The organism is Paraburkholderia sediminicola, from assembly GCF_046026855.1.
Classification (GTDB): Bacteria; Pseudomonadota; Gammaproteobacteria; order Burkholderiales; family Burkholderiaceae; genus Paraburkholderia; species Paraburkholderia sediminicola_A.
Map to the genome: position 1 here is coordinate 15,082 of NZ_JAQQET010000048.1, position 25,161 is coordinate 40,242.

Annotated in this window: 14 protein-coding genes and 2 pseudogenes; 6 read left to right on the plus strand and 10 right to left on the minus strand. The window is 57.4% G+C overall.

Translation table 11 applies throughout. The features are described 5' to 3' along the window. Positions 1 to 58: 58 nt before the first annotated feature. From PQR40_RS35690 to tnpA, 6 genes and pseudogenes are all read right to left on the minus strand, one after another. Positions 59 to 1,066 carry a tyrosine-type recombinase/integrase gene (locus tag PQR40_RS35690; protein WP_408510976.1) on the minus strand — a complete coding sequence of 336 codons (1,008 nt, stop codon included), beginning with the start codon at positions 1,064 to 1,066 and terminating at the stop codon, positions 59 to 61. Beyond that, on the minus strand, positions 1,059 to 2,009 hold the full coding sequence (locus PQR40_RS35695; protein WP_408510977.1) for a tyrosine-type recombinase/integrase: 951 nt from the start codon (positions 2,007 to 2,009) through the stop codon (positions 1,059 to 1,061). The genes PQR40_RS35690 and PQR40_RS35695 overlap by 8 nt, the downstream gene beginning before the upstream one ends. Then, positions 2,006 to 3,262, minus strand: coding sequence for a site-specific integrase (locus tag PQR40_RS35700; protein WP_408510978.1), 1,257 nt, complete (start codon positions 3,260 to 3,262; stop codon positions 2,006 to 2,008). Before PQR40_RS35700 ends, PQR40_RS35695 begins: the two co-directional genes overlap by 4 nt. Before the next feature lie 182 nt (positions 3,263 to 3,444). After that, positions 3,445 to 4,791, minus strand: a pseudogene (gene tnpC / locus PQR40_RS35705) (IS66 family transposase); the annotation flags it as partial. 79 nt (positions 4,792 to 4,870) lie between these two features. Continuing rightward, entirely contained in the window at positions 4,871 to 5,224 is a 354-nt protein-coding gene (tnpB, locus tag PQR40_RS35710; protein ID WP_408394688.1) for an IS66 family insertion sequence element accessory protein TnpB, read from the minus strand. Continuing rightward, positions 5,205 to 5,693, minus strand: a complete 489-nt coding sequence (gene tnpA / locus PQR40_RS35715) for an IS66-like element accessory protein TnpA (RefSeq protein ID WP_408394687.1) — start codon at positions 5,691 to 5,693, stop codon at positions 5,205 to 5,207. The genes tnpB and tnpA overlap by 20 nt, the downstream gene beginning before the upstream one ends. A 794-nt stretch (positions 5,694 to 6,487) precedes the next feature. Between tnpA and PQR40_RS35720 the strand changes: the two genes are divergently transcribed. The 4 genes and pseudogenes from PQR40_RS35720 (at position 6,488) to PQR40_RS35735 (ending at position 10,310) form a co-directional block, all read left to right on the plus strand. After that, complete coding sequence (locus tag PQR40_RS35720; protein ID WP_408510979.1) at positions 6,488 to 7,126, plus strand: hypothetical protein; 639 nt, start codon at positions 6,488 to 6,490, stop codon at positions 7,124 to 7,126. Positions 7,127 to 7,655: 529 nt separating this feature from the next. Further along, positions 7,656 to 9,041: a TnsB C-terminal domain-containing protein gene (locus PQR40_RS35725; RefSeq protein ID WP_408510980.1), complete on the plus strand. Its 1,386-nt coding sequence runs from the start codon at positions 7,656 to 7,658 to the stop codon at positions 9,039 to 9,041. An 8-nt stretch (positions 9,042 to 9,049) separates the two neighbouring features. Continuing rightward, positions 9,050 to 9,460: pseudogene (locus PQR40_RS35730) on the plus strand (TniB family NTP-binding protein); the annotation flags it as partial. A 37-nt stretch (positions 9,461 to 9,497) separates the two neighbouring features. Further along, positions 9,498 to 10,310, plus strand: coding sequence for an IS5 family transposase (locus PQR40_RS35735; RefSeq protein WP_408511006.1), 813 nt, complete (start codon positions 9,498 to 9,500; stop codon positions 10,308 to 10,310). Positions 10,311 to 10,988: 678 nt separating this feature from the next. Here the strand turns inward: PQR40_RS35735 and PQR40_RS35740 are convergent. From PQR40_RS35740 to tssI, 4 genes are read right to left on the minus strand one after another with little or no spacing between them, the layout of a single operon-like run. Beyond that, positions 10,989 to 11,276 (minus strand): PAAR domain-containing protein, encoded by a 288-nt coding sequence (locus PQR40_RS35740; RefSeq protein ID WP_408510981.1) that lies wholly within the window; start codon positions 11,274 to 11,276, stop codon positions 10,989 to 10,991. 9 nt (positions 11,277 to 11,285) lie between these two features. After that, entirely contained in the window at positions 11,286 to 12,320 is a 1,035-nt protein-coding gene (locus PQR40_RS35745) for a T6SS immunity protein Tli4 family protein (RefSeq protein ID WP_500862396.1), read from the minus strand. A gap of 17 nt (positions 12,321 to 12,337) precedes the next feature. Beyond that, complete coding sequence (locus tag PQR40_RS35750) at positions 12,338 to 14,275, minus strand: lipase family protein (protein ID WP_408510982.1); 1,938 nt, start codon at positions 14,273 to 14,275, stop codon at positions 12,338 to 12,340. A 10-nt stretch (positions 14,276 to 14,285) separates the two neighbouring features. After that, a complete protein-coding gene (gene tssI, locus PQR40_RS35755) occupies positions 14,286 to 16,976 on the minus strand; it encodes a type VI secretion system Vgr family protein (RefSeq protein WP_408510983.1) in 2,691 nt (896 codons plus the stop codon). Between the two features lie 1,433 nt (positions 16,977 to 18,409). Between tssI and PQR40_RS35760 the strand changes: the two genes are divergently transcribed. Continuing rightward, positions 18,410 to 24,103, plus strand: a complete 5,694-nt coding sequence (locus tag PQR40_RS35760; protein ID WP_408510984.1) for an RHS repeat-associated core domain-containing protein — start codon at positions 18,410 to 18,412, stop codon at positions 24,101 to 24,103. Further along, a complete protein-coding gene (locus PQR40_RS35765; protein WP_408510985.1) occupies positions 24,096 to 25,079 on the plus strand; it encodes a hypothetical protein in 984 nt (327 codons plus the stop codon). The genes PQR40_RS35760 and PQR40_RS35765 overlap by 8 nt, the downstream gene beginning before the upstream one ends. Positions 25,080 to 25,161: the final 82 nt, after the last annotated feature.

Sequence of the window (25,161 nt, forward strand, 5' to 3'; positions counted from 1 at the left end):
GGAAGACTGTGCATTGATGAAAACGCGCGACCAGATGCATCTTACGAAGCGAGCATAATCATAGCCTGTCAAGGAAGGCCGAGATGTCTTTCGGCGGCCGAAACCGGCGCTGTTTGAACTGCGGTGCTTGAATGGCGTTCAGTGCCCGCTGTTTCATGGCGAGATCGGCTTCGATGTACATATGGGTGGTGGCGGCACTTTCATGGCCAAGCCACAAGGCAATCAACGTGACATCTACACCAGCCTGAAGCATATGCATGGCCGTGGCGTGCCTAACGACGTGCGGAGTGACGCTTCGCGTCTTGAGTTGCGGACAGCGGATTGAAGCGCCAGTCGCAGCCAGCTTAAGGCGATCTGTTACGCCGGACCGGGTCATCTGGCCGCCGGCACGGTTAGGAAAGAGCCATTGATCCGGACCTGGACTAATCTGGTGTAGCCAGCGGCGAATATGTTTCGCGGTATCAGCCCACAGTGGCACGGTTCGCTCCTTTCGTCCCTTGCCGTGGAGGTTTGCGTAGGCACTGCGGTCCAATACGACATCCCTGACACGCATGGCTGTAAGTTCAGAGACCCGTGCACCGGTGTTGTAGAGCGTAGCCAGCATAACCTGATCGCGCTGACTGCACCAACTGTTTGCAGCAGGAGCTGCAAGGATGCATTGCATTTCTTCTCGAGTGAGGAAACCAACCATGGGTCTGTCGAAGCGTTTCATGGGAATGGCCAACACGCGCTGAAGTCCGGGCAGCGCCGAAGGCTCCTGTAACGCTGCATAGTGAGCAAAAGACCGGATCGCTGCGAGCCGCGCGTTCCGGCTGCGGATAGCGTTGTGACGTGTAGTCTCCAGATATTTGAGGAAAGCGAGAATCAGCTCTGCATTGAAGTCGACTAACCGGAGCTTATGCGGCGGCTTGTTCAAGTCATTCTCCGCGAAGCTGAAAAGCAACCGAAAGGTATCGCGGTAGCTGGCTACAGTGCGAGGACTTACGTTGCGCTGCTCGATCAGACGGTCCATAAAGAACTGCTGAATCAAGGTCGAGAAGCGTACTGCTGGATCGGAGCTAGTCATTTGGAATCTCCCGGGCGTAACGTTCGAAGCGTTGAGAGACCAACGCCATCAATTCAGGGACGGCGCTGACATACCAATAGGTGTCAGTGGCACGAACGTGCCCCACGTAGGTGGATAACGATACGATCGCGTTATCGACATTGATCTGGTGCCGATACCAGCGAACCAGGCAATTCGTGATAAACGTGTGCCGTAAATCGTGGATACGTGGTGCCGGATAGTTACCTCGGGCGATCCAGCCAAGCTGGCGCCGCAAGATACAGAAGGTCTCCTCTGCATTCCAGATGTTCAGGGCTCGTCCCCACGAAGACAGGAAGAAGTTCTCGTCTGTTGCGAGTGGGAGAAACTGGTCGCGTAGTTGAGCGTAGCGCTGAAGTGCGGCGACAGTCGTCGTGTGCAAAGGAACAAGACGGGATTTGCGGTATTTGCTTTGACGAACAATCAGCACGCCGCGCTCGAACATTACGTCCGCGCGCCCAAGCCGCAGCACCTCCGAAATTCGCATGCCTGTAGCGGCAATCAGCCCAAAAAGTGTGCAGTAGGTTGCAGGCCGTAACCCATCTGATGGGCGCAGCCGCGCTGCCGCTTCCAGGAGCGCCTTCACTTCCTCATCCCTGTAAATATGAGGTACCGGTCGACGACGGGTGGACCCCAGTAGCCTAGGTGGCGGGACTTCAGTGGCGGGATCGTACTGCTGCAGATACCTGATGAACGGGCGAAGCACTTCCATCCGCTTCGCTGCAGCAATTAGTCTGGCAGAGTGGCTGTCCTGGGCCCAACGTAAAGCAAGTTCCAACGTTACCGGGCCTTTGTGACAGTCACGTTCGGCGAACCGGGCAAACGCAAGTAGTTGCGTGCCCTGGCTCTTCAGTTTGAAACCAACTTGCCGCCTAGCATAGAGATAGTCCTCTACCCGGGTAGTCATCGAACACAAGTGTTTCATGATCTGCTCCCCGGCCAGGGTGAGACCACGGCCGCAAGTCTGCGGAAATCCACCTTCGTGTAAATCATGGTGGTATTGATGCTGCGATGCCGAAGCACATCCGCGATGTCCTTGAGAGAAGCCCCATTGCCCAGCATGCGAGTGGCCACCGTGTGCCGCAGTAAATGAGTGCCCATCGACGTACTTGGCCAACCACATCGGGCATAGGCCAGTCTGATCGCACTGCATACAACAGCTGGGGTAACTGGCCGATCGAATGGCGCCCGATGTCGTACGAACAGCGCGCGGCTAGCGGTTTGGGGTCGACCGAAGCGCTCGTAATCGATGAGCGCGCGCCCTGTTAGTGCGGGCAGCGGTAAAAGATCGACACGCTTGCATTTGGCTGCCCTGATGCGCAACGTTCCCTCATGCCAATCCACGTCTGCGAGTTGCAGCGCAGCCACCTCTCCTACGCGCAACCCCAGATCTACCAGTAAACGCGCCATGGCGTAATCTCGCCGGCCTGACGCCGTTTGTGTGTCGAAAGCATTCAGGAATTGTGCGAGTTGGACCTGCGTCAGCAATTTGGGCACGCGAGCCATTGACCATACCGCCACCTTTGGTACAGCAGCCATCAATGCCTCGATATCGTCGCCGCTAAACTGACGGAAGCGTAGATAAACGCGTACGCTGCTCGCGATGGCACCGGCGCTCGATGGAGCGTGGCCGGTACTCCGCTCGACGACGAAATGCAGCACGTCAGCCGGTTTGATTCGACACATGTCAATGCGGCGACTACCGAATTGATAGACCAGGAAGTCGTGCACGCAGTCGCGGTGGTTGCGGCGGGTGCTCGCGGCAAGACCGCGGATCTCGTCAAGATAAGCGTCAAGGCGGTTTAACTCGTCGACGATGGTGCCAGGCAACCGAAGCGGTGGTGGTCGGATACGACCATCCGCGCGAAGCACCTTAAGCAAATGTTTGAGCGCTGCTCGCGTGAAATTTAATGCGCACTTCCTTCGCCCGGGACAGTCGCAGCTCGGCAGGTGCACGGAGATGAATTGACGTACCAGATTCTCATCGATCTGATCGAGCCTGATGCGCTTGCTGCTGAGCCAGCGCGAAAAATGTGCGACGCTGGCAAGATAATGTCCGATGGTGTGAAGGGCGTAGCCGTGACTTTGCAGGTAGCCGACATACGCCGGACGGCTCGCTGCAAGCACACTATCGTCGAGCTGTCGCCACGATCGAACTCCGAGCTGATCCGCTTCCATGGTAGCTCTCCTCTGAGGCAATGGAGTCCCTCAGCAAAGCACCATTTATTATGTTCAGCAAGAGCCTGTCCCCGTGCGCTGCAACAAAGCCAGCGCGGCATGTCCTACGCGACCGCTGACTCGTGCGTACCCTGCATAATTCCGTCATGTGGATAAGAGCGCCTATGGATTCGAATCCATAGGCGCTCGAGCGCATTGTTGTCGATGGGAGCATGGCCATCCTCGACGTAGCGCCGCAAGTACTCCCATTGATTGCGCGTGTAGCTGATGGCCTTGCCGGTCAGGCTTTCGGGGAGCACCTGCGGCGCCTGCTCATCGAGCCAGATTTTGAACGCCTTTAACAGTGGCAAGCTGTGCGTCTGGCGCAGCCAGTATGTATAGTCGGCACGGGTTTGACCCTCGGGTAACTTACCGCGTGCGAGGGTCTCGACCTGATACAGCGCCTTGAAGTATTCGAGTGCACGGCGTGCGCAACCGTCGGGTTTCTTGAGCGCTTTGTACGCCTCGTCAAACGCCCGGCGCGCGTGGGCCAGGCATCCGAGATGCGTGACACCTTCGAGCGTGCGCCACGCACTGTAGCCATCGGTGATGAGCGTGCCGGCATAGCCTTTCAGGAAGGCCTGCGGATACTGTTGCCCACGTCCTGGCTGGTATTCAAACAGCACCACCGGCTTGGTCGATGCTTCGGCGCTACGGTAGACCCACATGTACGACTTGCTCTGCGCAGTCCTGCCGTCCTCCTTGAGTACCTGCACCGTCGTCTCGTCGCCATGGATCAGCGACTGCGCAACTAGCGTACTGCGCAATGCCTCGTACAGCCGGGACAGGTGCAGTTCAGCAGGCCTGATGATCCAGTGCGCTAGCGTGCCACGACTGACCGCGATGTTCGAGCGGCCCAACGCATCCTCCATGCGGTAGAGCGGCGTGCCATCCGCGTACTTGGCGGTCATCACCGTGGCGATCATCGCCGGACTTGCGTTGCTGCCCGGCAGCGGCTGCGCCGGCATGGGCGCGATCACGATGGGCGTGTGCTCCGAGTGGCGTTCGCAATGGCGGCATGCGTATTTGAAGCGCACGTGTTGCAGCACTGACGCCTTAACCTCGACATGCAGCTGTTCGCAGGTCTGCTCACCCATCCGGTGCATCGCACCCTGGCAGCACGGACAGACCTTCTGATCTTCAGACAGGTCGTACTCGAACCGCGTACGCGGCAGATCAGCCGGCAGCGGCTTGCGCCCCCGTTTCTGGTGGCTTGGACCGTCTACGGCTGGCAGGCCCGTGTCGGGCAGTGCAAAGACATCGTCCGGATCGTCTTCAACGGGGTCCGCCAGCGCCACTTGCTCGGCTTCGTCGAATACTCGGTCTTTGAGTTTCTCGCTGCTCGGGGCGAAGCGCTTGAGTTGAGCGAGGCGAAACAACTCCTCGAGCTGCTCGACGCGTTGAGTGAGTTGCTGGTTGCGGGTCTCGAGTTCGCGGATATAGGCGAGAACTTCGGACGGCAGACCGGCAGTGGGATCGTGTGCTGAGATGACGCTCACGATAGCGAAACCGCAAGGCGAATGGGTTTACCGAATTTGTAACGCCGGTCCCGAATGTTGCATCACGACATCAGCCAGCGTGCCGATACTGCCGCGCAGGATGACGACGCACCGCATCGATGTCGATGCCCTCAAGTAACCAATGAAGCTGCTCGGTCGAGAGTTCCATCACCACCTGCTGCCGGCGCGGCCAGACGAAGCGGTCCTCTTCCAGGCGCTTCATCAGCAGCCAGAAGCCGTTGCCACCCCAGCCGAGTATCTTGATGCGATCCCGTCGCCGGTTGCTGAACGCGTAGAGCGCCGACGCAAACGGGTCCAGCCCCATGGACTGCTCGACCAGAGCGGCCAGGCCGTTGATCGACTTCCTGAAGTCGACCGCCTCGCGATGAACGTACACCTTGAGTTTAGCGTCGAGCCTGAACATCGCAGCGCCCCAGTGTCTCGATCATCGCCGATACCAGCGGCGCATCCTCTCCGGTACAGTCCAGCCGAAGCGTCACGCCGTTGGGCATTTCCACCGTCAACTGCGAGCGCACGGGCGGGGGCGATGAACGCGTGGGCTCGGAAGCCTTTACGGCGTCCTTGTGCTCAACCACCTCACGACGGCTGATCTCGACGACCGGCACGAACGCCGACGGCACGGCAAGCGGCGGCGCATTCTCGACAACTTCCGACGTCGCTGCCACCCCGTGGCGTTGTTGATGCAGCTTGATCCATCGGCGCAGCAAGTTAGCGTTCACGCCGGCCCTGAGCGCCAACCCGGCCACCGACACGCCCGGCTGCAGGCAGGCCTCAATAAGCCTGCGTTTGGATTGCGAGTCGTAGCGCCGCTTGCCGTCGCGACCTACGAGCGTAACGGCGAGAAGCGCCGCATCTGAATCGGTCTGAGTCATGGGCTGTGTCCACTATTAATCAGTGGACACAGCTTGCCTTGCTCTCAATTCGGGCGCTATGTGCTGATAAATTCGCGCTTACAGTCCATCTGCATCCGGTTGTTGCCTTTCCCTCTCAGCCAGTGAGCATGTTCGTGCGCGTGTTCGCGACAGCAGAATTGGTCGGGTATGACGGGGACTGGCTACACGATGACAAGATGCGTGGTTTTGCGTTCGAGGAGATTGTCGTGACAGACACGCACCTGGAATGCTGGCGCCCGCCCAATCCGCCGTCGTCGCAAGCCAAGGCTTTCCGAAAGGGATTCTCGCTGGGGCTGGAGCCGGGGATGGCAGAGGCGTTGCGCGCTTGGAACCGCCGATCCGACGCATCGCGCGTGTCACCCACGCAATCTCCAAGGAAATCTCGGGCACCCGAAACCGCACCCTTACTCGCAACGAACAGACTCGCGTCGCGCAGGTCGTCTCAGCGCGTGTCTTTGACGCGTGTGCGCCTGATCGCGCGGTTAGCCTCGCGCTGGGATACGCACCCCCTTGGTTGCAGATCGAAATGGGACGACCCACGATCATGGCTCTGCTGGCTAGCGCGGGCACAGACTTTAAGGCGCTGGCTACAAAAGGGTGAAGCGCGCGAGAAGCGGTTGAGCGTAGGCGAGGGATTAGTGTGCGGCGATGACATCTGAGTAATGGATAACCGCGCTCTCGTTGCGAAGAGCGGATCCTATTCAGTGAGTCGTCGCCATTCAAGTTTTCTCGTGGATAGCCGATAACTCGTTCTCCTCCTCCTATGAACTTATATGACCGCTACCTACATTGAAAAACTTCATGCCGCGTATGATTTCACGGAGAAGCTGGGTGCTTCATTTACAAGACTCCCCACAACTGAAACTGAGTTCTTCACGGGCGATTTAGGCGAGCGTCTGCAAGCGGCGATTTCGAATAAGGGCATAACTTCGTTCGCCGGTGCCGCAGGGCAGTGCGTGAAATGGAGCCACGCCCTTCGCCCGCTCGCGGAAGAGATTCTTGGTGCGCCCATCCTGCTTACCTTCGGGCAAGTAATTAACGCAAGCAGAGCCTTCTTCAATCCCAGTTGGGCTGATCTTCAGAATTGGCATCAGATGGGATTTAGCGCATCGGACTTTGAGGGGCGGTCCGGAATCAACTTGCACTCCTGGTGGACGCTACCGTCTGGCGAGGTGATGGACGTTACCCTATGGTCTACGTTGTCGGACGCGTGGAACCGACCGGAGTTGCTGGGCGCTGTAACTGGCGGCTGGCCGGACAAGATTGCGCCCAACCCGACGTACGTCCCGATGGTCGTAGGCGACGACTATATCGAGACAGTCGAACGGCACATGCCATTCAGTCGTTTTCTGGCAAGAGAGTGCACTTTGGCGGAACTGAATGCAATGCCGGTGATGATGATTAAGACATGACAGCATGCAGCGAGTACCGCTGGGTGAGGCAAGTCGTGATCCCAGCCCCGATGTCCGCGGCAGCTGTTGAATCCCTTCAAAACCGCTAATAGCGCCCATAGATTACGCTAATGTAAGATTGGCGTTTGAGCCCACGAAATAAGGCAGAGCAGCGGTTTCGCGCGCCATTTTAGGCGTTGCGTTTCAGCAACGCACGCACGCTCGGATGTCCGTTTATTTTGCTAACGCGTTCGTCCTGTCCTTTAATTCCGCTAACGCGTCTGACGAGGCTCGATAAGGAGCGGCAATGACGGCTTTGCAGGAAACGGATAGCCGTGCTGCGAAAGTAGCAGACATACTCCGACCGTTAGGGCGAGGACCACTTTCGAAAAAGCTCGCGGTGGTAGCTGCGAATTTGCTGGGTGTCCATTGGACTACGGTATATCGCCTGCGGCGGAAGTTTCTTGCAAACCCGGTCGCCAGCGCTGTTGCCCCGAAACGCCGAGGTCCTTCTAAGGGGGACCGTCGGTTAGGAAGGGCTGTCGATACTGTGATCGACGAAGTGGTGCATGTCTGGCTGCCCACTCAACGACAATTGGCGCACCCTGCAACCGATCTCATGCTGGAGGTTCGACGCAGATGTGAACTCGCCGGACTGCAACCACCAAGCCGGACCACCATTAGCCGGAGGTGGACTCAGCATCGTGAGGCGGACGCTCTGAAGCGCGCGGCCCTTCCCGACGCGCTGACAGCGCCAGGTTCGCTTGTCGCAAAGTACCCTCTGGAAATCGTTCAGGTCGACCATACACAAGCGGATGTGGTTCTGGTTAGCGAATACGACAGAAAGGTGATCGGCCGCCCGTGGCTAACTATCGCTCTGGACGTCGCGACCAGGTGCGTGTTGAGTTTTTACGTCGGAATGGACCGTCCGGGAGCGGCTACCGTTGGTCTACTCCTGACCAGGGCGGCACTATCCAAAGCCCCTTGGCTCGCAAAGATCGAGGCGGACGCAGAGTGGCCGATGCGTGGAATTCCGAGAGTTCTCCATCTCGACAATGCGGCGGAATTCAAGAGCAGGGCGCTTCGCAGTGGGTGTCGGGAATTTGGCATCCACCTCATGTATCGTCCAGTCGGGCGTCCTCATTTCGGTGGTCACATCGAGCGGCTGAACCGCACCCTGATGGAGCGCGTCCGAGGCCTGCCGGGGGCAACCGGATCATCCCCAAAAGGCCGCAAGGCGAGGCAGTCCGAAAAGACGGCCTCGTTGACGCTTCGAGAATTCGAGCAATGGCTCGCGATCGAGATCGCCAGACGCTACCACCACGTTCCGCACCGTGGGCTGCTTGGAGCAACGCCAGCCGACACATGGCGGATGCTCGCGCGCAACCCCGATCCGCGGCAGCTGCCCGCGTCCACTGACGCTGAACTCAGGTTCCTGATTCGCTTTTTGCCTGTTGCGCAGAGGAAAATCCAGGCTGATGGACTGACGCTTTTCCATATTCGTTACTGGCATCCAATATTCGTTGCCTGGCGCCAGACCCGGCGTGCCGTCACCGTTAGGTACCATCCTGAGGATCTCTCGCGTGTCTTTGTGACGGCAGGAAGCGGCGAGTACCTCGAAGTCCGTTATGCAGACATGCGCCGGCCGGCCATTTCTCTTTTCGAACATCGGGCAGCGTTGCAAGCCATTCGGTCGGAAGGGCAGCGCACTGTCTCGGAAGCGATGATTTTTAGGACGATAGAAGAGCAACGGCGCGTGATCGCCAAAGCCAGGCAGACAACGGCCCGCGCCCGGCGACGGTCACACAAAAAGAACGTCCCTCTGGAAGAGTTGCTTGACATGATTGTCCCGTTCAGGGGTGAGACAACGGAGCAGCAGGCTGAAACGGTCGATTACGCCGCGCCAGTTCAGGCCTTCGATGTCGAGCAATGGTGAGGTGACACATGAAGGACGGGACGCTTGCCCATTTGCTACCGGCCGCCAGAAAGCAGGCGGAGTTAGGAAACGACGAACGAATTCTCGGACTTCTCCGCGACCGTTGGATCGATTATCCCCGCGCGACGCAAGCCCTGCAGCAACTTGAGCGCCTTTATGAGACACCACGCCGCGACCGGATGCCGTGCCTGCTCTTGCACGGTGATTCAAATATTGGCAAGACGAAAATCACGGCCAAATTTCGGCGTGCGCATCCCAACGAGTTTGACGAGCGAAGCGGGGTCGAGCGCTGTCCGGTCGTGGCAATGCAGATGCCACCGACCCCGGACCAGCATCGATTCTATTCGGGCTTACTGTTCGAGCTAGGCGCCCCGCATAATGCCGCGGCCGGACTTTCATCCCTTGAACGACAAGAGCGTGTTAGGCACTTTGTGTGAGACCTGGTATCCTGGCGGGATGAAAAGAGCAGACCGAAAAGGGTATCCGAGCGATGTGTCCGACGAAGAATGGAGCTTCGCGGCACCCTATCTGACGCTGATGGACGTTACTGCGCCGCAGCGCAGATACGAGCTGCGCGAGATGTTTGATGCGTTGCGCTGGATGGCGCGGGCCGGCGCGCCCTGGAGGATGCTACCCAATGATTTCCCACCTTGGGAACTGGTGTATCAGCAAACCCAACGCTGGTTACAGGCAGGCTGTTTTGAGCACATGGTCAGCGACCTGCGCTCGGTAATACGCGTGGCACAGGGACGGCAGGGACAGCCCAGCGCCGTTATTCTGGATGGCCGCACGATACAGTCGACCTGCGAGAGTGGCCCGCGTGCAGGCTATGACGGTTATAAGCACAAGCGCGGCAGCAAGGTCCACATTGCGGTGGACACCCTGGGACAGTTGCTGGCGGTACATGTGACACCGGCCAATGAACAGGAGCGCGCGCAGGTGGCAGAGCTTGCGCGTCAGGTCCAGCAGGTAACGGGACACACGGTCAAGGTAGCATTTGCCGATCAGGGATACACGGGCAAAGAGCCAGCGCAGGCCGCACTCGATGAAGGCATTGAACTGCAGGTGATCAAACTGGAGGAAGCGAAAAAGGGCTTCGTACTGCTGCCCCGGCGTTGGGTGGTCGAGCGCAGCTTTGGCTGGCTCAACCGTTTCCGCCGTCTCGCACGTGATTATGAACGGTTACCCGAAACCCTTGCCGGGCTTCATTTCGTGGTCTTCGCAATGCTCATGCTCGTTCACGCAGTGCCAGTACTTCAAAGTGCCTAACACGCTCTAAGGCCGAGAGCTTGCCGATCGAGACGGCAATTCGAATGGCTGTTCCACTCCGGAAAGGTAGACGGCACTGCAAACGGAGGCAAGAAGGAAAGAGGCTCCGGATAAAAGAAGCGCAGGCTTCATTTACGGTGGCAAAAGTGAGGTCATGACAAGGCTGTATCCTGGTACGAATGGCCTCTAAATAAGCCAAGACACATGAAATACGAATTCACTCCACCCGAGCGTTGCGAAGACTTTCAGCATTGATGCAAAGACCTTTGGGCCGCCGAGTGGCGCAGCGTGGGCGCGGAGCATCACGGGCGCAGCGGCAGTGAGCAAGCCGGCGTCGATTGCTACGCTCGCCAGCCCAATCGATGTAACGGATTCAGGAGCAGCAAGACCTCGGCGATGCCGATAACTCGATCCGGGGACCGCGCACCCAATCAACACACCGGCGGCGCCGTACAGGTAAACATCGCATAACCCGACACGCTGGCCACCAGTAGCAGCAGCTACCTTAACCCGAATCACTTTCCTAGCCAGTCAGCATGTCGGAATGCATTTTAGCGACGCGCAACCCGCCATGGTTGCCACGATCGCCAGCAGCAGCATCAGATTGAATATGCGCTTCATTATCACGTCACCCTCCTGGGTAGTCGTTATCGGTTCGCTGCGTCACTGCTGCTGCGCCTACACGTCAACGTAAGACGTCGTTTGCGACGGCACAAGACGCGGATGCGGTGTGCACAGACAGACACACAGATCATCGCTCAGTGCCGCCTGCCGGCCGTCTGGTCCTGTTGTGGAAATGCGCGCGCCCTCGCACTTGATCAACCCAACGGTCTTGCAGACCGGACAGAGGACGGGATCGGTTTCGTAGGCTTGCTCGCGCCCGCCGAGCAGGTCGTTACCGTCGCCGCCCTGCACGATGCCATCCACCGTCGTTTTGTCGCCTTTCACAATGTCGTAACGCCGCATCTTACGCTCCTACACTGCACCCGGCCGCGGCCGGAGGCTATTCAGCAGGGCATCCCATACTTGCAGCGCTCCGGCCTCATCGACCGGCGCCGTTGCCTGATCAGGTGGCAGGTCGCTCCGTGAAGACGTGCCCAGTAGCAGTTCAATCGAGGTATGCGGTTGTGCAAGCGTGGCAGGATTGCCCGGTGCCAGCAGATAGAAACGGTAGACCGTAATCGGACCGTCCTGAAGCGCAAACAGGACCTCTTCGGCGTCCATGCCGGCCACCACGCGCTTGCCCTTGCGCAGGATGCGATAGCTGCCAGGCATCCGATCGAGTTGTGCGCGAAGCTCGGACAGATTCTTGGTGAGCGGCTGACCTTGATCCTGCTCGACCGCATCTCGCATCTTGATCAGGAGCAGGGCAGGTCGGCCCGGCATCAGCGCAAACGACTGGCTGACTTCTTCCGTGTAGCTCGACGATCCGGTGACGATCCCGCCGTCGAAGCAAAACCCCGACTCCGTCGGCACGGCCCAGTTGTCTCGCGCCTTGATGCGCCGGTAGGTGTCGCTGTAGATATTCTCGGAGTTATCAAGAGCAGACGCTCCCATGAGGCCGGCGGTATGAAAGAGTGTGTGGTCCGCAAAGAGGTAGCCATCCGTTCTGAAAGGCATCTCGACTTTCGCCACGCCTTCCTGGTAGATAAAAAACCGCGAATCGTTGACCGGCGAAAATGCCTTCTCCAGCCAGGCCTTCCCGGTTTTCTCATCCAGGTTGACGGGGTTATAGCGTTGCTTTGTACGCAACTCGTTCTCCCGAGCCTCGACTTTGGTGCGATAGGCATCAAGTGAGACATTGTGAGTTGTTTCGAGTTTGTCTCCCCTGTACGCGTAATGTTGATTCGAAATCTCGCTCGACGCGGGCCGGTCGAATACGAGGCGGCCGATGCACCACGGGCGCATTTTGGACAGCAGTGGATTGTTCATCATGGGTTCCACGGAAAGCGCAAGAGAGCAGGCGCAAAGACCTGCCAGCAGAATGAGGGAGCGAAAGAGGCGAACCATTAACATGTTCCCGGCACCTAGATGTCGTTGACGATCTGGACCACACTGTAAAGTATCGCCCAGTGAGTCCATGGGTGCGCGTAGCTGGTCATGTGCTGGTATCCGCCCTGCACGAACGCCATCTGAACTCCTTTGGCCGGATCGCCAGGCACCTCAGGCTTCAACCCGCGCGCCTGCGCATCGGCCGACCACACCGGCACCGTACCGTCGCCACGGATGATTCCCGTCTTGGTTGCCACCTGTGACCAGTCAGTCTTGGCATTCACGTCCGGCAACGTGTTTGTCTTCTGGACGCTGAACGTGACACTCAGATTGCGTTGCTCCAGAAGCACGCGGATCTCGCCCTTGCCCGAGTCGTGCAGCAACTTTGCGGCCTGAAGTTCAGGCGCCTGCACGTCCGATGGCACATCTCCAGTCCAGATTGCGTTACCCCACGTCAACAGATTCTTCGTCGGGTCTCCTTTTTCGATGCCAGGCTTGCTCGTGTCGTTGGCCTCTGTCGTCGTGCTCGACTGTGGTGACCTGAAGTCGAGGCCACCCTCGCCGTAGGCTACATATGTCTTGCCATGGTAATGATTCTTCAAATGGCTCTGGTTTTTTACAACGGTCTCCATAGTCGATCGATAGTAATCCGATAGGCTTGTCTGAAGCCCGCCTGCATTGAGCCGCGTCTTGACGATCCCAGCCGGATCGAGCTGTTTGTCGGGCGGCTGCAAACCGTACCACTTGGGATTCACATACAAATCGTTATACGGATCGCCGTGCTCCGGGAACTGCATGACCACCTGTCCGTCGGGCCGCGCAAAAATCCACCACGGCGCGCCATTGTGATAATCCGGCATCGGCGTCAGCTCCATCGGCCCCGGCGCATTCGCCATCACCGCCATGAACTCGTCCGCATCGCGCCCCAGCAGACTGCCATTGATGAAACCATTCATACCGCCTTCGGGACTGCCGCCTGTCTTGAAACGCTTGGCCGCCAGAGGAGCACCGGTGGCCGGTTGACAGCCATGAAATACGCCGTGCGCAAGACCTTCGAGCCCATGGTTTAACACCGCGAAGCGGGCCACCAGCCCACCCATCGAGTGCGTCAGAATAATGGCCTTGCCCGTATCGTTTTCTTTGCAGATCTCGGTGACGCCCATCAGCCGTGTCGTCTTCTTTGTCTGCGGATCGGGGACATCCAGACCATTCACCACATCACGCCCCGAAAGATCGTTCGACTGCAGCCAGTTGTATCCAATCGCATAGACGCGATAGCGAAACTTCGCGAATTTCTTGAATTCCGCGGAGTCCGGCGCGATCACCTGGCCTTTTCCTGCGGCAGCAATGGCGCCGTAGGTCTTTGGGTCGGTGCCGAGCACCGGATGGAGTGCCCATTTCTCGCCCTCGGGGTCGGGGTTGATCCACGCGCCTTCGGGCTTGCCGAGCAGCATCGGGTTGTTCAACTGTTGCTCGAGCCAAAGCAGGACAGGTTGATAGCCGGTCCGATAGACCGAACCCCAGCCGCGGCGTCGCGCCTCCTTCTCGGTAATCGGGTCTTTCTCCCCAAGGTCGACGATCGGGCCGAGCGGCGTCACCATGACGCTCTCGGGATCGAAAAGTGTTTCGCGCGACGACGCGCTGCGAAACCATCCCGCGATGAGCGAACACAACGCGCCGAGTGATGCACCTATCGTGTCTGTATTTGGTGCGGACCATGCCGCGTCGCCACTGTCCTTGGCGGCCAGTGGCGAGCCCATCACGCCCGGTATGAAAATCACGGGAATGATGGGGCGCAGATCGTGCAAGGTCTCCTTGGCGCGGGTGTCGTCGGCCGACGTCAAGGGCGCCTGGGCGGAAGAGTGGCCATTCTCATCGGTCTGCGACGCGAGGCGGACGACTTCCTGTTCGGCATCGTCGTCGCCGGACGTCTGGCCCTGCGTACCCGAATTGTCGGGCTGATTTTCGCTCATGGATTCTCGCTTATGCGTTGCTCGTGCCAGGCCGCAGCGCCCGGATCACCACGGTTTCGATATCGTTGCTTTTCTGCTCGACCGTATGGCCCAGCTCGTCCGTGACTCCGCTCAGGCGTGTGCCATCCCCACGCACGATCTCGTAAGGGTGGTTCTTGAGCGGGTCGCCGGTGATCCGGTCGCGCAAGAGATACTTATCGTTGAACGCAGGCTTCTCGAGGCTATTCATATGCTCGGCCACCGAACTCGGACCCTGCCGGCTGAACGACGCCGACTTGATCGTGCGTGCACCGTGCGTGCCGTCCTCAATTCCTTGGGGGGTAATACGGATGTATGAGCCCCCGCACTTGAGCATCAACTCGGTCTTCGCGTCGATCTCGATGCTGCCGTTATTGCTCTTGAGCGTCAGGCCGAGTTCGGAGAGTAATCGCAGCTGATCGGTGAGCGCCTGGATGTCGATCGCACCGTTACCGGCGATCAGTTTCATACCGGCACGCTGGACGAACACGCTGATTTTTTCTGCGACGCTCGCAACCAGCGATTTGCCCACGGCCCAGTACGTGTCCTTGCCGCTGACGAAATTCAGATGGTCGTCCGCGACCATCTGCGCCGACGCATGCGTGGTAAAACCCATACTCTCTGGGCTCGATCCGAGCATGACGGGTTTGGCAAAGGCATTGGCGTTTCCTGTCCCACCGCCTGCCGTATTGCCGCCTTTGGTCACGCCCGCCTTGCTGTGCTGGGTCGCCTTCGCGAACTGTGAAAGCGCTTCGCGGCCAGGCTTCATATCCTCGGCCTTGGCGGTCGAACTTGCTGAGGATAACGACTCGACGAGTAGATCCGCACGCGCCAGAATCTCGCGCGGCGCGGTGGTATCGAGCGGCTGACCGTCGGCACTGATTTGATGTGTGCTGAAATACAGTCCCTCGCCCGCATGGACGGCACCTGCATTGTCGGTGCGCAGGGTGAACCCGCTGCCGGTGTACGCGCCCCGCGGATTGCCGTCCTGGACGATCTGGTAGCCGAGATGGAGACCGCTCATGCCGTGGCTGCTCATGATTTGCATGCGGCTCTGGCCCGTGGAGTCATCCATCACGAACTGGTTATAGCCACCGCCACCGCCGTACTCCTTGGACCGATAGCCAGAAAGCAGGCCGTTCGAATGCCACTGCGGTTTTGCCTCGCCGTTGTACACGCGATGAAGTGCAATCGGGCGGTCGATGTCATTGCCGATATGCCCAATCAGGAGTTCTTCGCCTGCGCGTGGCATGTGGACGCCACCATAACCATCGCCGGTATCGGACTGCGCGACGCGCACCCAGCACGATGCACGCTCGTCGCCATCGTTTTGCCGGTCCCAGATGAAGAGCACCTTCACCCGGTTCAGTTCATCGGTGTAGCATTCCTCGCCCTTCGGGCCCGCAACGATCGCCGATTCCAGCTTCGCTTCGGGCTTGCGATGATCGAACGGGCTGCGATAGGGCACCGTCGTACGCTGCGCTTCGATGGTGACCCGATAGAACCCCGCGGAACCGTCAGCTTGCTTCACGGAGAACACCTGGCCAGGATCGTCGACGCGGGCCTGTGCGATCTGATTGTTCAGGCTATGCGGGTAATTCGCGTCGTGCCCGGAGAGCGGAAGATTGTTCTCGATGGCCCACTCAACCTCGATGGTCGCGAATTCGCGCTGGTCCGCGGCGTCCTGATCGTGCTCCGGATGGCCGGTCAGCGTGAAGCGACGGCCCGCGTCCATCGCGCGCAGGCTACCCACGCCGTGAAAGCGCTTGGCCTGCGACTCCCATTCCTCCATGCGAATCTTCGACAGGTGATCGCCACGTTCCTGTTCCGGATACGTATAGCCGCCGGTGTATTCATAGACTTCTGTTTGCGAGGGCAGCGCTCCCTGATTCTCCATCGTGGGAACCGACGTCCCTTTCGGATTGGTGGGCGTCGAAGGACTCTTATAGTCGAAAGTACGCGTCGACAGCATCACGGATTGCAGTGTCCGTGTGCCTGACCACTGTGTGAGTGCGTCGGCCTCACTGCTCACACCTGCACGATAAAACCCGACCGTCGCCGGCGAGAGCGTGTCGAGCGTTTCGAGGCGGTCAGTGATGACCAGTGTGTGCGATTTGCCGTCGGCTGCCTGCTGCCAGATTCCAAACAGGCCTTCAGACTCCAGGAGCCGGTGCACGAAGTTCCAGTCGGTCTCGTCCTGCCGGCAATATGAGCGCGTCGGCAGCGGCTTCGACACCACGAAACGGTACATCCCCTTCGCCTGCGGGTGCTGGTTGAACACGTCCGAGATGATTTCGTCCGCTGCCTTGTCCTGCCAGTGTCGCTGGTCGCGGCGGAACTTCAGGAAGTGCATCCACGAGGAAAAGCCCAACTGGTAGCTTGTAAGATTTCCGTCTGCTCCCAGCCGGCGAGCCGTGTGCACATAGCCGTGATGTGGCAGATAAGACCCATCGGTCTGTTGGATCCAGAGGGTAACGGCTTGGGAAATCAGAGTTTTGAGCTGAACGTCGCCCGAGGTAGATACGCAGTCGAGCAGGAAGAAATAATCGCGTCCGATCCGTGAGCGCCCGGTGACACGGTGGGGCAACAATACGTTGTTGCCAGCCGGAGTATCCAGTTTTAGAAGACGGCCCTGCTGCGACAGTCCGCCCGTTATTGCCCCGATTACGTCCTGCGTGCTCATACCGCCTCTCTATCTGATTATTTCTGTTTTCTCGCGCGATTTTACGTATAACGATACTGCCAAAGCAATCAGATAATTATGAGGAATTGAAAAATCGGAAATTGATTTAATGCGAATTGAATATTAAGGTGGGTGCCGGATCGCAAAAGCATTCAATCAGACCAGCGTGCATGGGGTAGTGACCACATAGTTGCCGAAAGTGCCATCTAGCTCGGGCACCTTGATCAACAGGGCTCTTGATGTCAGGGAACCGTCCTGTCGAAATCCACAATCTCGGCCGTCCTCCCGATATAAAACACAACCTCCCCAGGCCCATCCTGAACGTCGCAGGGGGCGCGCAAGCGGTCATAGCACAAAGCATAGATATATGCTATTTGTGGAGTGCTCAAGTTGTGATCTCCCGGCGGACGACGTGAAGTTAGATGCTGGGTATCTCGCCCGACCGATCCCACGCAGTAATTTACATCGGATATTGCGCCGCCACAGATCCTGAAGTGATTGTCGGATTCAGGCGGCCGTCATGGACGCTGCTAGCTTTTTATTACAACGCCACGTTCGCGGGCAGTGATCAGCGGGGCGCCGGATCACCTAGAGGCAGCAATGCCAGACGTCAATCCGTTCGATTATTTATTCACAGCGCATATTTTGGCAAATTGCGTGACAACCAACATTTGCATGATTTTCCATTAAAACGCGCGTTTTTACGGATTAAAACCGCGATATCGTAAACCCTAAATCATTATTTCTTGCACAAGCCCTATTCATCATATAAAAATGGCATGGTCGCATGGAAGTTGAAAGCCAAGGTCAGGCTTATTTAATTCTGCGTTCCTGCAAAAATTGATGTTAAGACCACCCGGGGGCAGCATGAGTGACCAGAATGTCGGGCTCGGTAAAGATCGAGTGAGACTTGTTTTGCGCGTTGTGAGGAGCGCAGCGGTATTTGCGCTGTTGTTTGCGAGCGTTACCGCCGATGCTGTTGCCGTTCGTTATGCGTACGACTCTCTGGGGAGAGTGGTTCAGGCAGTCTTCGACAACGGTACGACCACCACGACAATTACTTATTCATACGACGCAACCGGCAATCGGGCGTCCGTCTCGACCACTTCCCCCTGAGCAGCGGTGCTGCATCGTAGCGATGCAAAGCAGATCGGGTACGCAGCACTAATGCGCTTCTTATGGAGGACGAGATGTCCAGCCCTGCGCGTTCGCGTGTAAATAAGTATATAAAGATTTTCTCACTGGGGATTTTCGGGTTCTCGGCATCATTAGGGGTTGCCAGTCCCGCTCCTTTGAATGCAGACGCAATGGCGTCGCTTGCAGGTAGCCGAGCAGCATCGTACGTTGGGGTACCGGGTCCGTCAAAATCTAAAGGAAGTCCGTATATCGGAGTTCTGCCATCGAATTCCGTAGCCGCGAAGGCGGTTACATTCGTGAGTGGCCAGCCCGCCGTTAATAGTAATTTTCCACAGGCGGCAGCCGATGGTAAATATCCGGCGCCAGGTACCGTCTTTGCCAATTTTCCGCCAGTTTCAGGCGAGTCCTGGGAAAAACTACATGCGTCGGCGCAGCTACCTCTGAATATCAATACGGGAATTGGCAAAGCCAATGCGACAAAGCAACTTTGGGCAAACCGGATTGCGGGAGATACAAGCCCTGAGGGGCCACCATCGATTGCGGTGCTCGCGCGGGCACTCGACTTCAATCCCGATGTGATCTTTCAGTGGGTTCGCAACAACGTCGAGTTTTATCCGATTTTCGGAGCCCAGAAAGGTTCCGTCGGCGCAATTCTGGACAATCAAGGCACCGCATACGATCAGGCGATGCTGATGGTTGACCTGCTTCGCGCGTCCGGCTACACCGCGTCGTTTACTACGGGCGTGATCAAGGTAACCGCCGCCCAGCTTAATGCATGGTACGGCGTTGACACGTCAAACGCCTGTGGCGTCATCGCTCTGCTTGGCAAAGGGCAGATCCCCATCTACACGGTTCATTCGACTGTTGGTGGGAACTGTCCTGGTAACGTAGGGGCTCTCGTCGATGTTTCGATTGGCCACGTCTGGGTAAAAACGGTCCTGAATGGGACAACCTATTATTTTGATCCCAGCTTCAAAACCCACACGTTCAAAACGGGCATCGACCTGGGCAACGCCAGCATCACCGGATACAACGCAGCCACATATCTGAGCTCGGCGGAAAGCGGGGCGACGATTACGAGCAACTATGTACAGAACATCAACCGGAACAATATCCGGAACAACCTCACCACTTATGCGAGCACCCTGGCAGGGTACCTGCGGGCAAATCTTCCCGCGGCTACGCTGGATGACGTTGTCGGTGGAAAATCTCTCGATCAGGTGTACGGCGCGATTCCGCACTACACATCGCCGCCTCTCCAGGACACGGCCTTTCCGCTCCAGGATCTGGTAGATATTCCGAACTCGCTGAAACCGACACTTCGGGTTCAGTATCAAGGCATCGACCAGACCTTTACGTCGGACGCCATTTACGGTCATCGGCTGACCATCACCTACAACGGCTCAAACCAACCCGTCCTCCAGCTGGACGGTTCCATGGTCGGAGTGCCTGGCACAGCGGCGACTCCGGGAACGTCGACGCCGATCACGTTCACCGTCACACACAATGCGTACGCACTGCCCTTTGCCAATCTGACCTACAACCAGACGCTCAAAGCAGGACCCGGCAACACCTATGTTGTCGCTAATGGTTGGGGCCCAACGTCGCGCGGCCTCGCCGATTCGTACCAGAAAACACTTGGCGATCTGCGCGCGAGTGGTGCGGCCAGTGGAACGGAACCCGTCACAGGATCTGCCCTCGAGGTGCTAGCGGCCCAATGGCTGGGGCAGGGCGCCCAGGCCGTGTATCTGACGGAGCAGCTTCTTTCGAATACGACAATCCTGCATCAGCACCACATCGGTATCGCTGGGTATGCATCCAGTTCGTACGTCGACCTTCAAGGCAGCGCGATCTCAATCGCGACGCTCGATGCTAATCCGACCAAGGAACAGGCGGCGCTGTTTAACGTGGCGATGCATTTTAGTTCGCTCGAGTCAACAGCCGTGCAACAGACAAGCAGTGTGCCGGCGACCTCGACCGTCAATCTTGTCGACATTGCAGCCGCAGCCGGTCAGCCCATCTATAACGCAAACTCCTCAAACTACGCGACCGCCGTTCAGCCAAATCTGGTTAATTGCGGCGCTTATGCTGCAACTTTCGCCGCCTATCTCGGAGCGGGAAACCGGCTGATTCTGCCCCAGCACTGCGACCTCACTGAAAACCAATGGACGGGCGCTGGGTATTTTGTCGTCGGATCATCGACTGTGGGCTCGATGATAAACGGCGGACTCGGCGGCGGCTTTGCCAGCATATCTCAAACCCTCAGCATCTATGAAGCGTTGGCGCTAATCTCCCAGCAAAGCAATGGCTCGCTGACCAACGCGTCTGCTTTTACCTACAACGACCCCATCGACAGGGCTTCTGGAAACTTCAACTATGACCACAATGACGTCGCTGTGGGCACCGGCACGTTCCCACAAAGCCTGAATTTTCAGCGGCTGTATAGTTCAGGTCGAAAGAACCTGAGTGGTCCGTTAGGGAAAGGCTGGACGCATAACTTCAATACGACCGCGTCGGTGAACTCTGATGGTTATCAGGGAATGGGAGAAGACTCAGCGCTAGACGCGGTGGGCACTCTGGTCGAAATGAAGGCGTCGCTCGACCTTCTGCTCGATAGCTCGACGCCCATCGAGAAAATGGTGACGGCAACGCTTGGGCAGCGTTGGTTTGGCGACCAACTCATCAATAATTCTGTCATCGTGACGCAGGGACTGAATGGCGAGGCCTTCGTTAAACTGCCAGATGGAACCTACAATCCTCCTCCAGGTCGATCTGAGAAACTATCGCTGAACGCCGACGGTACGTATTCCCTCGACTCCGTTCATTACGCAACGCTCAAGTTCAATTCCGCAGGCCAGCCGGACACGTACACCGATACGAGCGGCGTTCAGGTGAAATATGCCTATTCAGGGTCCACGCTCACGGGCGTTTCCAATAGTCTGGGAAGGGCGCTGACATTCACTTACACGAACGGATTGATTACCCAGGTCACTGACGGCACGAGAGTCGTCAAGTATGGCTACGACACGAGCTCCAATCTGTCGAGCTTTACAAACACGCTTAACGCCAGTACGACCTATGCGTACGGCCTGCCGGGTCAACTGACCCAGATGTTCCTTCCGAGTTTTCCTTCAATTGCCGCGGTCACAAACACCTACGATTATATGAATCGGGTGGCGATCCAGTCCAATGCGAGAGGAAAGACCTACTACTATTTCTTCGCGGGCTCGCGATCAATGGAGGTGGGTCCGGGCAGCGTGGCACGGGTTACGTATTTCGATGCCATGGGCAATGTTCTTGAGGACACAACGCCGCTGTTTAACACGACGATCTTCAGCTACGACGGGCAAGGCCGGCTTGCAACAAAAACGTTGCCACAAGGCAACGGGACGTCGTACACCTACGACGATGCGAGCTGCGCAAGCGCCGAGAAACGCTGCACCCAGAACATCAAGACGATCAGCCAGTTTGCACCCTCGGGGTCCGGTGTGTCGCCGCTCGTCCAGAGCTTCACATACGAGAGCGCTTTCAACCAGGTCGCGACAGCCGTTGACCCGCGCGGAAACACAACGTCCTACACATACACGCCGCAAGGGCTGCTGTGGAAGGTCTTCACACCACCAGATTCCAATGGTGTGCAGGGAGAAACTGATTATGGCTACGTCAACTATGCGCCGGCTGGCTTTCCTGTGTTCTATTTGCGCTCATCGTTTGCAACGTCGATCACAAATAACAGCTATCTCCTGAACATCTACGCGTACGACCCGACTAACCATTTCGTTCCTCAGTTGACGACGGTGGACAGCGGCACGGGTCGGTTGAATCTCACGACGACGTTCACGTATGACCCGATCGGGAATCGAACACTCGTTAAAAGCCCGAGAACGGACCTGAACGATACCATCGCGACTAGCTATGACAGCGAGCGTCGACCGATCGTGACAACCGATGCGCTCGGAAAACAGATCCAGACCTCATACGACGCAGATGGCCGGCCAACGTCGATCGCCCGACAATTGGCATCGCAATGGTTAACCAGTTGCACACGTTACAGCGAGACAGGGAAGCCGGTGAGGGCGTGGGGACCTTCGCTGACGGCGTCAGCAACGACCTGTCCGGCAGAAACTGCGCCGGTATCGATCACCGATACCGCTTATGACGACCTGGATCGCGCGTACCAGACAACACAATATCTGTCGACGTCTGACGGCGGCAATCGCGTTAGCACGACCATTTATAACAACGATGACACCGTTGCCGCAGTGAAAAAGGCTGTCGGGACTGCTCAGGAGCAGACCTACGTTCAGTTCACTTACACGGCAAACGGAAATCTGAACTCCAGTGCCGACGCGAAGAACAATCTGACCGCCTATGCTTACGACGGCTTTGATCACCGCACGCGCACTTACTACCCCCTGCCGGGCACGCCTGGTTCGGCGAACACCAACGACTACGAAGAGAATGGATACGACGCTAATGGAAACATCGCGTCGATACGCCGGCGCAGCGGGAGCACGATTACGCAGACGTGGGACGCGCGCAACCGACTGACAGCAAGGACGTACCCAAGCAGCAGCGACAACGTCCAGTTCTCTTATGATCTTCGTGATCTTCGGACCTCCGCGCAGTATGCGAATGGCAGTTACGCGGTCACCTATACGTGGGACAACCCCGGTCGATTGATCGGTACGTCGGCTGGCGGCAAGAATCTGGCCTTCCAGTACGATGGCGCTGGCAACCGTGTTCAGATGACATGGCCTGACGGGTTCTACACCACCACCAGCTATGACGCACTAAACCGAACGGGAATAATCAGGGAGAACGGCAGCACCAGCCTGGCCAGCTACGCCTACGACGACCTCAGCCGGCTCACAACAATTACGCTGGGCAACGGCACGTCGATTCAGCGTATGTACGACAATCAAAGTGGGCTGGCGACGTTGACGAATGCCCTTGCGGCGACTGGCGAGCAGGTGCAGTACACCTACGCCCGGAATCAGCTGCTCGACGTCAACAGCGTCATATCCAGCAACGCCGCCTATCAGTGGAGCGGAGCCTCCGTTGGCACACAAAGTTATGCAGCCGATGGCCTCAATCGCTATACGAGCGCACAGGGAAACACTCCTTCCTATGACAGCAGCGGCAACCTGTCTGGTTACGCCGGATGGTCGTATGGCTACGACGTCGACAATCGTCTGAAGTCGGCGTCAACGGGACTTCTTGGCATCCCGAACATCAGTTTTTCCTACGATGCCCAGGGCCGCATGCGCCAGACCGTCGACACGGTTAGCCTGTTCAACAGCACGACGACCAACTTGCTCAACGATGGGACCAAACTGGTTGCTGAGTATGACTCAACGGGTAATACCGTCCTCAGGCGGTACGTGCAGGGTCCGGCCGTTGACAATCCCTTGGTCTGGTACGAAGGCAGTGGCACAACCAGCAAAAGCTGGCTGTATAGCGACCAATTAGGGAGTGTGGTTGCAACGGCGAACGCGTCAGGCGCACGAACGGCAGTCTTTACATACGGCCCATTTGGGGAGCCGAACGTCACGACAGGTTTACGTTTTCGATTCACGGGTCAACAATTCTTTTCAACTCCCGGACTCTACTACTACAAGGCGCGATTCTATTCGTCTGGGCTAGGTCGTTTTCTGCAGACCGATCCGGCGGGGTATACGGACGATGAAAATCTGTACGCTTACGTTAGCAACAACCCGATTAATCGCACGGATCCGAGTGGCTTGGCGAGCGTATTCACCGGAGACAGCTTCGACATTAGCGGTAACTATCGTTCCACAGGTCAACCTTGCACAGGCGGAAGTTGCAAAAGCGGGGGGACATACGGTACAACTGGTATGTATTTCGTCCAGGGAACGGGTTATCTCTGTCGGGATTGTGCCGTAAAGGAACTCAATCTGGGTGACTTGTCGGGTGGAGCACAGGCAGCAGAGTTGCGCCCCTACTTACCTGGCGGTACTGGTGACTAATTTGGATTGGATGGACGAGCCGATGGAAGCTTTAATTGTGGATGTGTTTGATGATGAGCTGTGCTATCCAGCGCTGTCATTTAAGTTTCCGTTGAAGGAAGCTTTTGATGCGCTTAAGGGCCAACCTCCAGTTCATGAAAGACTTGTCAACTTTGGGAGTGTGCTCATTGATGGGGCTGAGTTCGCTACAACCGATGAACTTCTGAAGGGCACGGTCCCCATTCAGTCGAAATACTACGGACTCAGGTATTGGAAATCAGGGGAAGAAGACCTTCCATACCTGGTACATACCGGCTTTGAACTGCCATTGCTGCTTGACGGTCGAAAAAAACTAGGCTGGCTCAACGTTGAACCGGGGGATGGCGGGTTTGAAAAATACCGTCTCGCATGTTTCGAGCGGTTCGTTGCACAAGGGATTCTTGGGAAGCACGAAGATGTTTACGGGCGTGATGGGGGAATGGCTGGGACAATTTACTACTTCCCCCTCGACGAAGCATGGCGAGTCCCTGCATTGATGTTTATTCGGAAAGCGTCGCGAGAGTGCGGAGGTTGGAGCGAGGTTTTTGAGAGACAGGAAGGCGCGCTGATGGGGTACAGCAGGGCAGAGAACGACGTCTGGATCGAGAATTGTCTGAGAAGCGGCAATTCCTCGCTGGGTATGTCAATCTGTTGTTTGCTCAGCAACGAAGAACTTTCCTTTGTCAAACACTCCGGGCTGCGTGCTCTGCCGTGGAATCGCGATACGGATCTCACGTGTTTTCGCAACGTCGACATGAATGAAGAGTCTCTCCAAACGTTGGTTGAAAGCTACGGTAAGTCGGCTGTGGTTCGGTTCTGGATTAATCGTGACGAATTTTTAAAAGGAATAGAAAAAACGGAAATTTCCCCTGGGGCTTGGATAATTGATAAAAATCAGATATCGCTGGTAAATTCATTGCTCAAAGGAAAGTTGTACCTAGTCTATGAAGGTCTTTGAGTTTAAGCACCTCAAAACGTAGCGGTAGGCAAGGCCCGCCTGGCGCGCATGAGTACACCGCAAGCTGCGATGTTAGGTTTCC

Bases quoted from the DNA above. Each gene is read 5' to 3' on its own strand.
- PQR40_RS35740 (WP_408510981.1), bottom strand. From the start codon at position 11,276: ATGCGGCGTTACGACATTGTGAAAGGCGACAAAACGACGGTGGATGGC.
- PQR40_RS35690 (WP_408510976.1), bottom strand. From the start codon at position 1,066: ATGACTAGCTCCGATCCAGCAGTACGCTTCTCGACCTTGATTCAGCAG.
- PQR40_RS35750 (WP_408510982.1), bottom strand. From the start codon at position 14,275: ATGAGCGAAAATCAGCCCGACAATTCGGGTACGCAGGGCCAGACGTCC.
- tnpB (WP_408394688.1), bottom strand. From the start codon at position 5,224: ATGTTCAGGCTCGACGCTAAACTCAAGGTGTACGTTCATCGCGAGGCG.
- tssI (WP_408510983.1), bottom strand. From the start codon at position 16,976: ATGAGCACGCAGGACGTAATCGGGGCAATAACGGGCGGACTGTCGCAG.
- PQR40_RS35720 (WP_408510979.1), top strand. From the start codon at position 6,488: ATGACCGCTACCTACATTGAAAAACTTCATGCCGCGTATGATTTCACG.
- PQR40_RS35745 (WP_500862396.1), bottom strand. From the start codon at position 12,320: ATGGTTCGCCTCTTTCGCTCCCTCATTCTGCTGGCAGGTCTTTGCGCC.
- PQR40_RS35735 (WP_408511006.1), top strand. From the start codon at position 9,498: ATGAAAAGAGCAGACCGAAAAGGGTATCCGAGCGATGTGTCCGACGAA.
- tnpA (WP_408394687.1), bottom strand. From the start codon at position 5,693: ATGACTCAGACCGATTCAGATGCGGCGCTTCTCGCCGTTACGCTCGTA.
- PQR40_RS35695 (WP_408510977.1), bottom strand. From the start codon at position 2,009: ATGAAACACTTGTGTTCGATGACTACCCGGGTAGAGGACTATCTCTAT.
- PQR40_RS35700 (WP_408510978.1), bottom strand. From the start codon at position 3,262: ATGGAAGCGGATCAGCTCGGAGTTCGATCGTGGCGACAGCTCGACGAT.